The sequence below is a fragment of the Pseudomonadota bacterium genome, assembly GCA_039193195.1.
Lineage (GTDB): Bacteria > Pseudomonadota > Gammaproteobacteria > Steroidobacterales > JBCBZW01 > JBCBZW01.
This window is the reverse complement of sequence record JBCCWS010000003.1, coordinates 192580-208311: the sequence shown is the minus strand read 5'-3', so window position 1 is coordinate 208311 and position 15732 is coordinate 192580. Positions and strand designations below refer to the sequence as shown.

The 15732-nt window shown below is 64.2% G+C and carries 12 protein-coding genes; 3 read left to right on the top strand and 9 right to left on the bottom strand.

Features of this window, described 5'->3' with window-relative positions:
- The first annotated feature begins 35 nt into the window (after positions 1–35).
- Both AAGA68_05255 and AAGA68_05250 read left to right on the top strand, forming a co-directional pair.
- Complete coding sequence (locus AAGA68_05255; GenBank protein MEM9384447.1) at positions 36–1436, top strand: PQQ-dependent sugar dehydrogenase; 1401 nt, start codon at positions 36–38, stop codon at positions 1434–1436.
- Positions 1437–1587: 151 nt separating this feature from the next.
- On the top strand, positions 1588–2193 hold the full coding sequence (locus tag AAGA68_05250; protein MEM9384446.1) for a VPLPA-CTERM sorting domain-containing protein: 606 nt from the start codon (positions 1588–1590) through the stop codon (positions 2191–2193).
- 78 nt (positions 2194–2271) lie between these two features.
- On the opposite strand, the gene AAGA68_05245 is transcribed toward AAGA68_05250, so the two are convergent.
- From AAGA68_05245 to AAGA68_05210, 8 genes are all read right to left on the bottom strand, one after another.
- Positions 2272–3615 carry an ATP-binding protein gene (locus AAGA68_05245; protein MEM9384445.1) on the bottom strand — a complete coding sequence of 448 codons (1344 nt, stop codon included), beginning with the start codon at positions 3613–3615 and terminating at the stop codon, positions 2272–2274.
- Entirely contained in the window at positions 3615–4373 is a 759-nt protein-coding gene (locus tag AAGA68_05240; protein MEM9384444.1) for a response regulator transcription factor, read from the bottom strand. The genes AAGA68_05245 and AAGA68_05240 overlap by 1 nt, the downstream gene beginning before the upstream one ends.
- A 3-nt stretch (positions 4374–4376) precedes the next feature.
- Positions 4377–4610, bottom strand: coding sequence for a hypothetical protein (locus tag AAGA68_05235; GenBank protein ID MEM9384443.1), 234 nt, complete (start codon positions 4608–4610; stop codon positions 4377–4379).
- 560 nt (positions 4611–5170) lie between these two features.
- Positions 5171–5581, bottom strand: coding sequence for a hypothetical protein (locus AAGA68_05230; protein MEM9384442.1), 411 nt, complete (start codon positions 5579–5581; stop codon positions 5171–5173).
- A gap of 205 nt (positions 5582–5786) precedes the next feature.
- On the bottom strand, positions 5787–6443 hold the full coding sequence (locus AAGA68_05225) for a pyridoxamine 5'-phosphate oxidase family protein (GenBank protein MEM9384441.1): 657 nt from the start codon (positions 6441–6443) through the stop codon (positions 5787–5789).
- 120 nt (positions 6444–6563) lie between these two features.
- Positions 6564–8405, bottom strand: a complete 1842-nt coding sequence (locus AAGA68_05220) for a DUF885 domain-containing protein (GenBank protein MEM9384440.1) — start codon at positions 8403–8405, stop codon at positions 6564–6566.
- Positions 8402–8911: an MOSC domain-containing protein gene (locus tag AAGA68_05215; protein ID MEM9384439.1), complete on the bottom strand. Its 510-nt coding sequence runs from the start codon at positions 8909–8911 to the stop codon at positions 8402–8404. Before AAGA68_05215 ends, AAGA68_05220 begins: the two co-directional genes overlap by 4 nt.
- 89 nt (positions 8912–9000) lie before the next feature.
- The gene (locus AAGA68_05210) at positions 9001–10689 is read right to left on the bottom strand and encodes an EAL domain-containing protein (protein ID MEM9384438.1); all 1689 of its coding nucleotides are present in this window, start codon (positions 10687–10689) and stop codon (positions 9001–9003) included.
- 305 nt (positions 10690–10994) lie between these two features.
- On the opposite strand from AAGA68_05210, the gene AAGA68_05205 reads away from it, so the two are divergent.
- On the top strand, positions 10995–14870 hold the full coding sequence (locus AAGA68_05205) for an EAL domain-containing protein (GenBank protein ID MEM9384437.1): 3876 nt from the start codon (positions 10995–10997) through the stop codon (positions 14868–14870).
- Between the two features lie 22 nt (positions 14871–14892).
- Here the strand turns inward: AAGA68_05205 and AAGA68_05200 are convergent, their stop codons facing one another.
- Positions 14893–15636, bottom strand: coding sequence for an alpha/beta hydrolase-fold protein (locus tag AAGA68_05200; protein ID MEM9384436.1), 744 nt, complete (start codon positions 15634–15636; stop codon positions 14893–14895).
- Positions 15637–15732: the final 96 nt, after the last annotated feature.

Genomic DNA, 15732 nt, shown 5'->3' with positions numbered 1-15732 from the left:
CCCAGGCAAACCATAAGACAAGGAGTCAACTCGCAATGTTCACTCGCAACGCTCGCCCGTCGTCCCTGCTCGCCGGGCTTCTCATCGGTAGCGCGCTCGCATGGAATGCCACCGCCACCGCTTCGATAGAGCTGCTGCCCGTCGCGAGCGGCTTTAACTCGCCGGTCGCGCTCGCGAGCGCCGGCGACGAACGCCTCTTCGTGGTCGAGCAGCGCGGCAAGATCCGCCTGATCGACGCTAACGGCGACGTGCCAGCCACTGACTTTCTCGATATCGAGTCACGCGTGAAGTTCAATAACAGTGAGGAGGGCTTGTTGGGTTTGGCCTTCCACCCGAACTTCGCCGAGAACGGCTTCTTCTACGTCAACTACACGTGGGATCCGGGCCCGGGCCTGGATCGCACGCGCGTTTCGCGCTTTAGCGTCAGTGCCGCAGACCCCAACCTCGCCGACGCGAACAGCGAGCTCGTGCTGATCGAGTTCGAGCAGGACTTCTCCAACCACAACGGCGGCGATGTGAAGTTCGGCCCCGACGGCTACCTGTACATCACCTCCGGCGATGGCGGCAGCGGTGGCGATCCGAACAACCGGGCGCAAACCGTCGACACGCTGATGGGCAAGCTACTGCGCATCGACGTGGACACCCCGCCGGGCGCGGGCAACGGCCCGGACTGCACCCTCGCCGCGGGCGCCAACTACTCGATCCCGCCGTCGAACGCGTTTACCGACGGCGTTGGCGGTACCGGCTGTGACGAGATTTACGTGTTCGGCTTGCGCAATCCCTGGCGGGCTTCCTTCGATCGCGATACCGGTGATCTGTGGATCGGTGATGTCGGTCAGGATGCGTTCGAGGAGATCGACTTCATCGCGGCTGGCAGCGCCGGCGGTCTGAACTTCGGCTGGCGCTGCTTTGAAGGCAACGCGGAGTTCAACCTCAACGATTGCGATGGCACCTACGTGGCGCCGGTGTTCGATTACTCGCACGCCAACGGCAACTGCTCGGTCACGGGCGGTTTCGTCTACCGTGGTCAGGACTACCCCTCGCTTCAGGGTCAGTACTTCTTCTCCGACTTCTGCAACTCTGCAATTCGCACCCTATCAGGCCCGGTAGGTGACCTGGTGGAGACCGAAGTGCTGCCTCGCGATGTCGTCTTATTCACGACCTTCGGTGAGGATGAGCGCGGTGAGCTCTACGGAGCTGACTTCCTGTCCGGTACCGTTTTCCAAATCGCCGCTGCGCCGGGAGACCTGCCGGGTGATGTTGACGGGGACGGGGACGTCGATCGTGCAGACCTGCGCGAGATCTTCCTCGCCCTCAACAGCGTCGCTGACGGGCCGGACGATCCGCGCGATGTCGACGGCAACGGGTTCATCACCCGCCGCGACCTCATCGAGGCATTTCAGAACTGCACGCGTCCGGGCTGCGCCGTCGAGTAAACCTCGGCACGCAGCCGTCTGGGGGGTTGCCCGTCTCGCCGACGGGCGGCCTCGGCCAGCGTAGGCCTAGCGGCGTCTGGCGAGGCGCGATATTGCGCTCCTTGCCGAATCGCCGCACACTCCGACTCGTCGCACACATCAAGGAAGAAACATGCGATTCCCATCAGCACTCGCCCTTTCCCTCGGAATATTCGCTACCACGCACGCGCTCGGCGCCAATTATGACGAATCGGTGGATGGCGATTTGTCGACGGAGCCCGAGACGCCCACTTTCATCGACTTCGACGTAGGCTCGAACATCGTCACCGGAAGCGTGGTCAGTCCCGACGACACCCGCGACTTCCTCACCTTCACGATTGAGGCGGGCGAGCAGCTGGATCGCATTATCCTGCTCGACTACGTCGACCTCGATACGGGTGAGCCGGGCAACACGGGTTACATCGCGATCAGCGAGGGCATCACCAGCGAGGTTCCGGGTACGGACAACCTGGATTTCTTCCTGGGCGGTGTCCTGTTAGTACCCGATATAGGGGGCGATTTCCTCGATCTGATGGCAAACGACTCGCTCACCGGTGGGCCCTTCGAGATCCCCCTGGGCCCGGGCGACTACTCCATCGTGATCCAGCAGACGGGCGAGGACTTCACCGGGTGGAGCTTTGACTTCCAGGTGTCGGCCGTGCCACTACCGGCTGCGGCCTGGCTGTTTGGTGCGGGTCTGCTTAGCCTGCTCGGCGTAGGCCGGCGTCGCAACGCGTGAGCCAGTCCCACTGGCGGCGAGGAATCGCCGCCCAGCTGCCTTGAGCGGCGGCATCCTGCCGCCTGACCTTCCCGTAATCTAGGATTCCGATAGGGGTAGGGTGATGGTGACCCTGAGCCCGCCCTCAGGTCGATTGCCCGCGACGATGTCTCCCCCGTGCAGACGCACGCTGCGCTCTGCGATCGCAAGGCCCAGACCCCCACTGCCCGATCGCGTGCGACGCCCTTCCTCCACACGGAAGAAAGGGGCGAACAGTTGCGGCAGCACGTCGGCAGGGACGCCTGTCCCCTGATCGTCCACCGTTACGCAGACGCCGTCGGCGCTGCGCGCGATCGCGACCTCTACCGGTGATCCAGGCGGTGTGTGGCGTACCGCGTTGCGCACGACGTTCTCGAACGCGCTGGCGATTTCGCTGTCCAGCGGCATTACCAGCTGATCGGGGCTCGTTAGGAGCTGCACCTCCTTCCCCTGCGCGTGGGCTTCGAGGCTTGCATCGTCCACTACGTTCTCCAGTAGATCGACCAAATCCACGGGCTGCTTGTGCAGCTGCTGAGCGCTATCCAGCTTGGCAAAGACGAGGATGCTCGAGATGAGCTCGTCCACTCGGTTGAGCTCGTGCTCCATGCGGTCTAGTTGCGTGGCACTTGCGCTGTCGTCAACGGCGGCGCGCTGGCGAGCGATGGAGATCAGCGCAAGCAAGCGCGCTAGGGGCGAGCGAAGCTCGTGTGACACGTCGCGCATTAGGCGCTGCTGATCTAGCAGTGAGCCCTCGACCTGCTCGGTCATGCGATCGAAATCCCGCGCCAGGCTCGCGATGTCGTCCGATCGATTTCCGACCGTATGCGCCACGCGCACCGAGAGATCACCGTCGGCGACGCGGCGGCCCGCCTCACGGATGCGGCGCACGGGGAGGACAATGAAGCGGGCGAGGAGCACGGATATGAGGGCGCTCACGACCAAGGCAACGCCGAGTATGAAGTATCTGCCCCCAGGGCGTACGAGCACTTGCGCCAGGGGGAAGAGCTGGTCATCCCCAATCACGGTGTAACCGGCCAGACCTTCTGTGTTCACGTGCAGTCCCGGTGAGCTGTGCGCGCGCTCTCCCTTGTACACCTCAGCCACGCGTCGGGGCAGGGGGCGCGCGAGCACGTCCTGCCCCTGCGGGTCGATCACGTAGATGTCTAGTATTGGCGAGAGGCCGAGGCTCTGGCGCGTGAGTAGCTGCTCAACTGCGCTGCTGGGGTCCTGAGCGAGACCGGCGCTGAGATCTCGCGCCACCTGTTGCACTAGACGTGTGACGAGTCGTTGCGTGGAGGGGCTCTCATCGGTCCTTGGCGCAAAGTGCGCAGCGCTCAGGGCGATCGCCATGGTGAGCAGGAAGATGCCCCAGCTGGCGATCATGATCCGTTGGTAGAAGGCCATCAGCTGAGAACGACGTAGAGGTAGCCACGGCCGCGCACGGTTTTGATCCGTTGGCGGCCATCACTCAAGGGGCCTAGCTTCTTGCGTAGGTGACCCACATGTACATCGACGCTGCGATCGTAGGGCTGCAGGCGCCGGCCGAGGGCGTGCTTGGCGATAGCGCCCTTGTCCACCACGTCGCCGGCCTGCGCTAGGAGCGCATCTAGAACCAGGTACTCGGCGCCGGTAAGGGTGATGAGCTTCCCGTCGCGGTAGACCGAACGTGAGCCTGTCTCCACCGTGAGATCACCGATGATCGCGCGCCCCGACTCTGTCTGGCCATCGCCCGAGCTGCCCCCTCGCGTGCGGCGCAGGATCGCGCGTATGCGGGCGGCCAGCTCGCGCAGATTGCAGGGCTTGGCCAGGTAGTCGTCCGCGCCGATCTCCAGGCCCAAGATGCGATCCAGGTCATCCCCTCGTGCGGTCAGCATGATGACTGGCGTGCCGATCTGCTCGCGGATCAGCTTTAAGACCGAGAAGCCATTTTGCTTCGGCAGGCCGACGTCGAGGAGTATCACATCGAAGGTGCCGGTCAGGGCGCTGCGTGCGCCGGCTTCGCCGTCACCGCGGGCGGTGACCGCAAAGCCGCCCTCGGCAGCGAGGTACTCGTCGACGAGCTGAGCGAACTCGGCGTCGTCATCCACGAGGAGGACTTTGATCTCTTGCGTCACGGGTAGGTCGGGCAACACGTTGGGCGTCCTTTCGCTGAGTTCAGCCATGCGCTACACGGTCGGCTTTCCGCAGGTCATCGTCAACGTCGGCGATGGTCCTGCGGTGGCACCGCCAGCAATCCTGAGCGGTTCCCAGTGCACGCGCAGGGGGTTGAGACTGATGAAACCCGTGGTGACCCCGTAGTGCACCGGTTCCGTCTCCGCTTCGTAGGTGCCGAACAGTACGTCCCAGAGGATGAAGACGCCCGCGTAAGTGGCGATCGAGGTCGCGGGCGTTGCGGCCATGGTGAACGCTGTGCGCGGAAGGTGTGTTGAGCAACTTGCCCTCCAAGGCACCCAGGGGTGCGATCGCCTGGGTGTGCAGCGGGAACTGGTACAGCAGAGTGATGCCGAGGGAGAGGGCGATGCACTGCGCCGGCAGCCCTGGCACGGCAAGCGGCACGAAGTAGAGCGGCGCCAAGGCTTTGCCGAGCCAGGACAATCGCACTGCCGTGGTGAGGTTCATCCAGGCACTCGAGTGGTGCACGCGGTGGGTCGCCCGCAGCGCCAGCCAGTTCTGACTCCAGCGATGAAACCAATAGTAGGCGAAGCCCGTTGCCACGAAGGTGAGCAAAAACACGGCGCCACATGTGGGTGGCTCTGCGATGCGCCCACTGCATCAGGAAGAAGCTCCGGGCGAGGGTCAGCGGCTTCATCACAGCATTGATTGGGGCGATGGATCCACTGCAGAGAACCTCACGAGTACGATAGGCGCGGCGCTTAGTGCCCAACGCCCGCAGGCACTCCGCTAGGACAAGCGCCAGCACAATACTGCCGGAGACGAGCCTAGCAGTGCTGTCCATGACCTAGCGACTTCCTCGGACCTTGCTGCGCATCTGCGCTTGCATCTCCTCCTGCAGGCGGGCGTACTCCTGCATCTGGGCATCGCTCAGGATGCCGTCGAGTTGTTCGCGGGTGCTGCTACGAACGCCCTGCATGTCGCTGCGAAGCTTGCGCATCGTGCGAGGACTCGGTCGGCTGCGACTGCTGCCAGAGGCGCCCGGATCGATGCCGTACTTGGCGAGGACCTGCTGCTGCCGGGCGAAGCTCTCGGTGATGATCGGCTCGATCTGCACCTTCTGTTCGTCGGTCAGTTCGAGGCGCTCGGCAACGTTCGACAGCCGCTGCTGAAGTTCGTCCTGCTGGGTCTGCGTGGGTTGCGCTGAGCTGATCGCGGCCGCTAAGGCAAGGGCTAGTGTGAAGAGTAGGCGTGTCATGAGGGAGCTCCCTGGTGCATGTAACTGAGGGAGCCACGATACGGGAGCGGGCGTAAATCACCGCCAGCGAACGGAAAGAAACGTAAAGGCGTGCCTAGCCCAAGGCCTGGAGCCTGCCGGCGCCACTTCCGCTCGTGAGGCGGCGACGCAGGCTAGGGCTGCGGGGAGGGCGGCCGGAGGCACATGCTGGCGAGCTTCACTTAGCTCAAGCTTCGCCCTTACCGACCAATGCCTCGTACTCCTCCTGCTCGATCAACCCTCCCGCCTCCTCGGCTTTGCCCTGATCCTGGGTCGGTAGGGCCTCCTGGACGAAGTCGATGCGCTTCCAAGCGGGTATCGGGGTGGGTTGCCCTTCCTGCGGCACGTAGCGGGACGTCTCAACGCGCTTGTGCGGGTGAATGTAGCGCGGACAGTTCACCCAGATCTCCTCGATACTCACCTGCACCATGAACTGCGCCTCCGGAAACTCTCGTAGGATGGGAGACTCATCAACGATATGTGCACCACCTTGAACGCGCAGGCGGTGTGGCGTCTCGAAATCGATGAACAGCAAGCCCACCTTGGCGGTGCGGGCGAGATTGCCCATGGAGTAGAACATGCCGTTGCCGTCGTAGCAGGGGAAGGCGAGGGTAGCAGGATCGACGATACGCACGAAGCCTGGATTCCCTCCCTTGTAGGATACGGTCGGTCGGCCATGGGGATCGATCGTGGACAGGAAGAACATATCTCGGGTGGCGATGTAGGCCTGCTCTTGGTCGGTTAAGGCGTCATGCACGAGACCGCCTTCCATCAGGTCTGCCATGCGCCGGCTGTCGAACCGATCTTGCAGGGCGCGATGTTCATCTGCGTACAGCTTGCTCACGAGCGCCGTCTCCTCTGGTTGGTTGGGCAACACCGGACCAGCCTGATTCAAGGCAGAGTCGGCGTCAACGGGAAGGGTGGGCTGAGACTGCGATGGCATCACCGGGGGCGACTTGTGCTGTCATGGTTGCACGTTGCCGTGCTCGTGCGCCTGGGCGCCGACCCACCGTTGCACCTCGCCGCGCAGGGCGGCGAGCGGCAGAACACCGTGGCTGAGGACGGCGTCGTGGAAGGCGGGCAAGGCGAACTGCTCACCCAGGGCTTGCTCCGCTTCCTGACGCAGGGCGGTGATCTCCAGCGCGCCCGTATCGTAGGCGGTCAGTTGTCCAGGCAGTACGGCGATGCGATCGATCATGACGTCGGCCTGCTCGCCGGCGAAGCGGCCAGACTCACGGAGAAAGGCGACCGCACGCGCTCGACTCCAGCCGAACACGTGAATGCCTGGATCGACCACCATGCCGCGCGCGGGCCAGGCGCGCCGCGTGATCTTCGCGAAGACATCGTAGACACCCGCCTCCTCGGCGAGCGCCTCCGCGTAGCGTGCCCAACCCTCGAGATAGGCGGCGTTGGCGGTCATGGAGACGGCGGGGTGCAGGTGGAGACGTTCGTTGGCGGTGGCGATCTGCAGGTGATGGCCCGGCCACACCTCGTGCACCGCCAGCACCTGGGTGGAGCCTCGGGTCGCCCGCTCCCAGCCGTCTGTGGCGATGCGGAAGGTGGCTGGGATCGACACCTTTGCGCTTCGTTCGTAGCGCGAGCTCTGTCCAGAGCCCGCCAGGTATTCAGCGTAGGGCGCTACCCTCGCGTGCTGCTTCGGCAGGGATGTAAAGTAGGGGTTGATTTTATCGCGGGCAGCGCTCGCCGTCTGCCCGGCGTAGGCGATGAACTCCTCCCGTGAGCTAAATCTATTGTTCGGTGCTACGTTGTTGCGGTGGATGATCTCACCCACGTCGTTGGAGTCGTAGGCGATCGCGCCGGCGTCGATCACAGCTTGTCGATTGGCGCTTACGGCAGCTGAGCCCCGCGCGAACATCGCCTGCGCACTGATGGGTAGGGTGGTGTAGTGGCGCAGCCACGCGCCGTAGCACCGCTCGCCTTCGGGCAGGGCGTCGATGCCGAGCGTGGTGCGGGCGCGAGGGCGGTAGTGGGCCGAGAGAAAGTCGCGGTGGCGCCTTACGGCGGGCAGGATGCGATCCCTGAGCAGGGCCAGTGCTTGCGTGCGGTACGGTGCGTTCTCGCTTCGGGTTGCGAAGGCGGCGAGTGCCGAGTCTTCCGGTTTCGCGGTAAGCAGTCGGTCGAGCTGCCCGAGTACGCGATCGACCACGCTCACGGGCACGCTGTAGCCAGCGTCTAGGCCGCGGCGCAGCCAGCTCTCCTGTGCCGCGATGTAGGCAGGAAAACCCGACCACCGACGCAAGGCAGCCGAGCGATCGGCAGCACTGGCGAGGGGCTGTCCACGGGCGACCCGCGGGTACAGTGTTTGCCAGCCGCTCATGTGGTTTAGGCTCCACAGCTCACCGCGGCAGACCCGTAGGGCGCGCGCTGCGTCGAGCTGCTCGCGGAGACTCACCCAGAGCACCCACGCACTAGTAGACTCCTTCCGCAGGGCCTCGGCTTCAATCGTATCCAAGCGAGCGAGGAGGGTGTCCTCCAGCTGCCGTCCACGCGCCAAGCCCTCGGGGGAGTTGTCCGCGAGCGCGCCGTGATCGACTCGAGATTCGGCGTCCCTGCCCCCCAGTCCCAAGTAGACGAGTTCGGGTAGGGCGTCGAGCCTAGCGGCCACGTAGTCGTTGCCTATCGCAACGACTTGCGCCGCAGCAGACATGGAAGGCTCCGTGGCCTGTGTGGCACTCACAAAGGCACTGAACAGCACCAGGGCTAGCGGTGCGTGGCCTTTGAGCGGCGATGAGCCGCCGCACCGTCGCCTGACCGAGCGCGCCGTCACGATGGCGGTGACCTTCACGTGGGCTCCTGGCCCAGGGCTTGGGCCTCGTTGGCGCATAGTGGTACCAGCGCATCTCCGCGCGCAAACTCGCCCTCCCGCATCACGCGGGCGCAGATTCCGCCGTGCCCACGCACGGCGTTGTAGCCTCCCTTTCCTAGCGCCTCCTCCATGTAGGAACAGGGGGCGCAGAGGCCCGTGCCGACCAGAATCGCTGATCCTAAGCGAAACGGGCGATTGCGCAGCGCGAGCAGCTGCAGTCCACTGACACCGATATTTCGTCGCAGTAGGGCGGGGTCGATCGATGCCATCGCGCTGAGTGCGGCGATCACCGGCAGGTGTTCCCATTGAAAGAGCGTGACCGCACGCTTACCTGGGCGTTGGCGTCGGTCGCCGACCAAGCCACTCGCACCGATCGCCGCTTCGGATACGACCTCCACCGGACCCCGTCGACGCGTGCGCAAGCCGATCCACTGTACCTCGCCATGGTGTGCGTGCTGCTCCATGAGCGTCTCAATCGTGCGCATTACTGCCCGCATTGTGGCTGCCGAGTCCGAAGTGTCGTCGCCGTTCGCTGCTCGGCGCAAGTCCGCCTGGGGACGGCCCGTGCAGGCGGCTACTGGTTGTAGTAGCGGACGATCCCGCGGCGCTGCAGGGCGAGGAGCTCTGCCAGATCATCTGCGCTGAGATCCTCTCCGAACAGTGGCCCTGCCACCTCGTCACACCCGTAGCGCGTGAGCAGGGTGACTTCGTCGGAGTTGTCCACCGATGTGGCGCCGACCTTCATATCGAGGGCGTGGACGAAGCGCGCGACGGCGTTGCACATGCGCTGCCCGGATTGACTGCGCAGCTGTTGCACGAGGGCGTTCGACAGCTCCACCCCGCGAAATGGCTGGGCGGCCAAATCGGTCAAGCGAATCCGTTCGGCGCCGAACTCACGCAGCATCACCTGCACTCCGAGGCGCGCGAGGCCCACTAGCGTGGCGGCCGTGTCGCCGCGCATTACCGCCCGCTCAGGGGCCGTGACACATATCTGCTCCGGTGCGATGCCGCGCTCGCGACACTGCGCTTTGAGCAGATTCGGTAGCTCCTCGCTGAGCTGACCGATCTGGGCTTGAAAGCGGATCACCGCACTGTCGACCAGCTCATTACCCAGTACTTCCGGCACGCTCGACAGGGCGAGCTCCAGCGTCCGCTGCAACAGCAGCGCCGACAGACCGGTCGACTCGGCGAAGCTGATCAGGCGCGAGGAGCCGATCTCCCCGCGCATGGGAGACTCGAGTACGGGGCGCACCTGCACTGCGAGGATCTCCCCCGAGGCGGCATTGACCACCGGCGAATGGCGCAACTTCAGTTGCCCCTGTTCGATGGCCATGCGCAGCTCATCCTGCACGTCGAGGCGGGACAGGCTGCGTTGCGGCATGGTGTCGCTGTAAAAGGCGGGTCGCGCACGGAATTGGCCCGTGCGATCGTGCAGGGCGGCGTAGGCGTTTTGCAGCAGCACCTCCGCGTCGTTGCCGTCGCGAGGGAACAGGGAGATACCGATACCGCACTTCACCGCAAACTCGCGACCCTCCACGGCAAAGGGGGCGGCCAGGGTCTCGCTGATGCGCTCGGCTAGTGGCGTGACCTGAGAGGCGCCGGTCACCCCGGGCACCACCAGGCCGATTGCGTCGCGCGCGAGCAGGGCGATCTCGTCGCGTTCGCTCTGGTCGCGCCGGCGCCTAATGCGGGCGCCGATGCGATCGGAGGCCAGCTGCAGAATTTTCACACTTACGTCGCGGCCGAAGGAGGCGTTGATCGTGTCGAGCTGCGGAAACTCAATGACCACCATCGCCACCGAGTCCTCGCGCAGGCGCGCGTCGTTGAAACAGTCGATCGCGCGCGCGGTGAGCCAGTGGCGAGTGCGAAGGCCGGTCTCCGTGTCATGATCGACGCTGGTGCTGGCCAGGCCGACCACTGTCGCCTCTTCGCGCAGGCTGTCGGCCGCGCGGAGCACCACCAGGACCGTTGTTCGACCGTGGGCTCTGAAGCGTGCCTCGCACTCCAGATCCTGCCCGTCGGCGCCCGGCAGGGTCAGGCGCGCCGACTGTGGTCGACGTGACTTAAGCACCTTGCGAGCTTCGCGCTGGATCGCCTCGCCCGCCTCCGTCGGCCAGAAGTCCGATAGATGACGACCACATGGGCTGGCGTCGAACAGAAACCCGTCCGTGCCAGCGCACGCATCCAACACCACGCCTTGGCGATCGATGATCAACAGCGTGTCCGGCAGGCTGGTGCCCAGCATTTCCTGCAGCGTACTCATAGGCGTGCAGGGTGCGCTGTTGCGCGCCAGCGCTCAATGAACGGGCGCACAGGCTGCTCCCTCGGCTGCGCTGAGGCTGCGACAGCGCAGTCTTGGCGCCGCAAGGCCATCGTGTGAGAGGCAGCTCAGGTTGACCTGGATCACACCTAGGAGATCTCACGCCCTGTGTCCGCGAAAGTGAGAACGGGCGAATTCCGTTGCCTTCAGCACCCACGCACACTGCGTCGAAGCGGTAGCCCGCGGGGTAGGCGGGGTCCGAAACACGGACCGGGCGCGCCCCACGTTTCCTTTTCCGAGGCGCAGTTGTGAGTCGATCCCTGATAGTGGTCCTGGTAGGCCTGCTAGGCAATCTCGCCCTGGCGAGTGCCTCGCCACCGATGTACTTCGAGCATCTGTCCGTGCAGGACGGGCTCTCCCAGAGCACGGCCAACGTGGTGCAGCAGGACTCCCAAGGGTTTATCTGGATCGGCACCGAGAGCGGGCTAAACCGCTACGACGGCTACGAAGTGCGACGCTATCAGAGCCGCCGCGACGATCCCTCCAGCCTACCTAGCGACTATGTCTGGGACATCGAAGAGGACAGTGACGGCAATCTCTGGCTGGCGACGGACGGCGGTGGCGTGGTGCGTTGGGTGCGCGCCACAGACAAATTCCAATCCTTCGCAGTCGATCGCGATGGTCGCCAGTCCGGCGGGGCACTCTCCAGTGGATCGGTACGGTCGATCGCCCTCGGCGCAGACGGCAAGGTGTGGATTGGGACGCGCGGCGGCGGCTTGAACCGTCTCGATCCGGCCACCGGCAGAGTGGACATCTTTCGCGCCGGTGACCCGGGCACGGGGGCCTTGGCGAGCGATGAGGTGCGCGCGCTGCTGATCGACTCGCGCAACCGTCTGTGGGTCGGCACCGTAGAGGGGCTGCACCGCTACGACGCTAGCTCCGGTAACTTCATCCGCTACACCCATGATCCTGAGCGCGAAGAGTCTCTTAGTGATAACACGGTAGTCGCCATCGCCGAGGATAGCGCCGGCAGCCTATGGGTCGGTACCTTCGAAGGCGGGCTCAACCGGCTGGTCGAGTCGGCCCTCGGCACGGTCTCCTTTGAACACTTCAGAGCGGATCCGGAAACGCCAGGCAGTCTCTCACACAACTACGTTCGCGCGATCCAATCCGATAGCTTCGGGCGCCTTTGGGTGGGCACAGCTGATGGCCTCAACCTATTCAATGCGGCCGAAGGCACCTTCAGCACGTATCGCAATAGCAAGCTCGATTCCCACAGCCTCAACGGAAACTACATCATGGGGCTGTACGAAGACGCGGGCGGCCTACTCTGGGTGGGAACGCGCTCCGGTGGCGTCTCGCGTTGGAATCCGCGCTCGTGGTCAATGGGTCACTTCGCCGGTGGTTGGCTGGATAACTCGATCGTCACCGCGCTGGTAGCTGATCGCGACAACAAGCTGTGGATCGGCACCCTAGGCAGTGGTCTGGCGCTGCTCGACCCCGCTAGCCGCGAGCTGCGCGTCGATACGCCACAGCTCCCCCTCGGTCCGGTACTGCAGGACTCGCGCACGATGTCCCTGTTGATCGATCAGACGGAGAGCCTTTGGATTGGCACGATGACGGGCGGCGTGCATCGCTACGATCCCATCTCGGGTGAGACGGTCGTCTACAGAAACGTACCCGGGGATCCGAGCACCATAGGTGCAAACGGCATCATGTCCCTGTTTGAGGCGGCCGATGGCGGCGTCTGGGTGGGCACGCATGGTGGCGGCGTGAGCATGCTGGACAAGGCCACGGGCCGATGGCAGCAATGGCCCCACAACCCGCTCGATGACCACTCCCTGAGCGGTCCGCGCGCGAGCGTGATCACGCAAACGCCAGACGGCACGATATGGGTGGGCACAGACAACGCGGGGCTGAATCGCTTCGATCCGCAGATCCAGGGCTTCCACGTCTTTCGCAGTGACCGCAGCGATCCGAACAAGCTGCCGAGTGATGCGGTGTTCGCCCTTCACGTCACCGAGGAAGGCACCCTTTGGTTGGGCTCGGCGCAGGGCGATCTCATCGAGGTAGATTACTCCGGCGCTTCACCGGGCGACGTGGTGTTCCGCTCCGTCGAAGAGGTGGGTCTTCAGCTCAACGCTATCTACGGTATCCAGTCCGATGAGGCTGGACGCCTCTGGCTATCCACCAATAACGGCCTGATGCGGTACAACCCGCTCAATGGCGAGAGCAAGCTCTACCGTCGCAGCCATGGCCTGCAGGGCGATGAGTTCAACTTCGCCGCGCACGACCGGGGCGATAACGGCATGCTGTTCTTCGGTGGCGTCAACGGCTTGAACGCCTTCTTCCCGGATGACGTCGAGGACCCCGCGCGGCCACCGCCCGTCGTGATCACCGACATTCGCATCTTCAACCTTCCGGCTCAAACAGAGGAGCCGCCCTCGTTAGTGCGCGCCCTGACCCTCGATCATACGGAAGACATGATCTCCTTCGCCTTTGCAGCGCTCGACTTCAACGCCCCGGGTGAGAACCGCTACGAGTACCGCCTCGTGGGCTTCGATCGCGACTGGAATACGGTAGGGCCACTCAATCAAGCTACCTATACCAACCTCGATGCGGGTAGCTACGTATTCCAGGTGCGGGCGGCGAACAGCGACGGCGTGTGGAGCGGCAGTCGCTCTATCGATGTGCGCGTACTGCCAGCACCATGGGAGACGATCTGGGCGTATATCGCTTACGTCGCCACGGCCCTGCTGTTGGTGTTGGGTCTGCTCCTTTGGCAGCGCCAGCGCCACGAGCGCGAGGCGGCGATGCGCCGTCTCGAGAACTTCGATAAGTTAACGGGCTTGCCCAATCGCAAGCTGTTTACGGAGCGCCTGCAGGAGGCCATCAACGAGGCTTCCGAGCGCGATGAAGGCATGGCCGTCATCCACATCGACCTGGATAAGTTCAAGCGCATCAACGATACGCTTGGGCAGGCGGTAGGTGACAACGTCATCAAGGAGATCTCCTCGCGCCTCGCGCAGGAGGTGACCCAGTCGAGCGATGGCGTCGGTCGGCGCGAGCTCGCTCACGCGGGCGGCGATGAGTTCTTCATCTTCGTGCGTCACATGTCCGCAATGCCAGAAGCAGAGCGCCTGGCGAGCACCTTACGCACGCGCATTTGTGCGCCGGTCCAACACGGCGGTCAGGAGTTTGTAATCACCGCGAGTATCGGTATCGCCTCTTACCCCGAGCACGGCGATTCCTCCGAGCAGCTCATCGCCCAGGCGGACACAGCCACCTTCAAGGTCAAGCAGGAAGGGGGCAACGCCCACGTGCGCTACACGCGGCGCATGAATTCCCGCCAGGTACAGCGCTTCGAGCTCGAGAACGATCTACGTACGGCAATCAAGCAGGGCGAGCTGGAGATCTACTTCCAGCCGAAGTTTTCCGCGCGCACCTTCGAGATAGTGGGTGCCGAGGCGCTGCTGCGTTGGCGCCACCCAACGCGAGGATTTGTCTCGCCAGCGGAGTTTATTCCGATTGCAGAAGAGTCTGGCCTGATCGGCGATCTTGGCCATTTCGTCAGCTACGCGGCGAGCCAGCAGCAGGGCATATGGAAGCGCAACGGCTTTGAGGTCGTACCGATCGCCATCAATCTCTCAGCAGCAGAGTTCCATCGCGGCGATCCTGTGGAGACCTTGCGCTTGGCCACCGATGTGGCGGAGATCTCGCCGACACTGATCGAGGTGGAGATCACCGAGTCGATGCTGTTCCACGACCTCGGCGAGGTGGCGCGTTCCCTGGCGACCCTGCGTGAGCTTGGTTTCTCCCTGTCCGTTGACGACTTCGGGACGGGCTACTCATCGCTCGGCTACCTGCGTGACTTGCCGCTCGATGCTCTGAAGATCGATCGCCAGTTCGTGTCCGATATCGGGGAGGATGCGGTCAGCGGTCCGATCTGCGAGGCCATTATCGGCGTCGCGCACAGTCTAGGGCTGCGGGTGATCGCCGAAGGTATCGAGACGGAGGTGCAGGTGCGCGCGCTTCAGCGCTCGGGCTGCGATGAGTTCCAGGGCTTCCTGTTCGCCCGCCCGCTCACCTGTACGCAGTTCGAGTACTGGCTCCTCAATCGACGTCATCCCTTAGGCGAGCGCTACGCTCTGCCGGACTCGCCGGAACAGGTGCGCGCCAGTTAGGCAGGCGTCGAGGCGGCGCGAGCTAACTCACCAGGGCGCGCGCGAAGTGATGGCGCACCTGGCGGCGCCACCAGGCCCAGTCATGGTCCACGTCGTGGCCCCACAGGTCGGTCTCGCAGCTGATGCCCATTGAGGTGAGTAGCTCGCCTAGCGCAGCCGTGTCCTCGATGTTGCCGTCCTCCCACTTGCCCTGGCCGCACACGAGCGTCAGATGGGTGTTTTCGCGTACTGCGTCGAGGTAGCCGCCACTCATGTTGGCGACGTAGGCCATCGGGTTGTTGAAGTAGACATCTTCGTTGGTGAAGCCATCCGTAAGGCGCGTCGCGTGGTAGCGTCCGCTCATGCACAGCGCGTAGCGGAAGATGCGCGGGAACTTTAGCGCTAGGTTGGCCGCGTAGAAGGCGCCCATGCTCGTGCCGGTGACGGCGATGGGGATGTCCTCGCTCTCACAGTCCCTACGAATCAGCGGCACCAGCTCCTCGACGAGGTAGCGTTCGAAGGCCATGTGGCGACGGATCCGCCATTGCGGTGGGCCTTCTTTGCGCGTCCATGCCTCGGCCACGTTGCTCTCGGTGCAGTACAGCTTCAGGCGGCCCGCTTCTAGCCAATCGCCCAAGGTCTCGATCATGCCGCCGGCCTCCCACTCGTGGGCCATCCCCGCCGCGGAGGGAAGCACCAGCACCGGGGGGCCGAAATGGCCGTAGCGCCAAAGGTGCATCGGTCGGTCCATGTGCTTGGTGGGAACGAGGTCGTGCTTCCTAAACATGCTGAGATTCCTGAGGCGTGGGTGCTCCGGCGCGGGGCTGCGGGCCGGCTGTGACGACGACGGAGCGTAGCGTATCGCAGGCGATCCGCTCGGGGA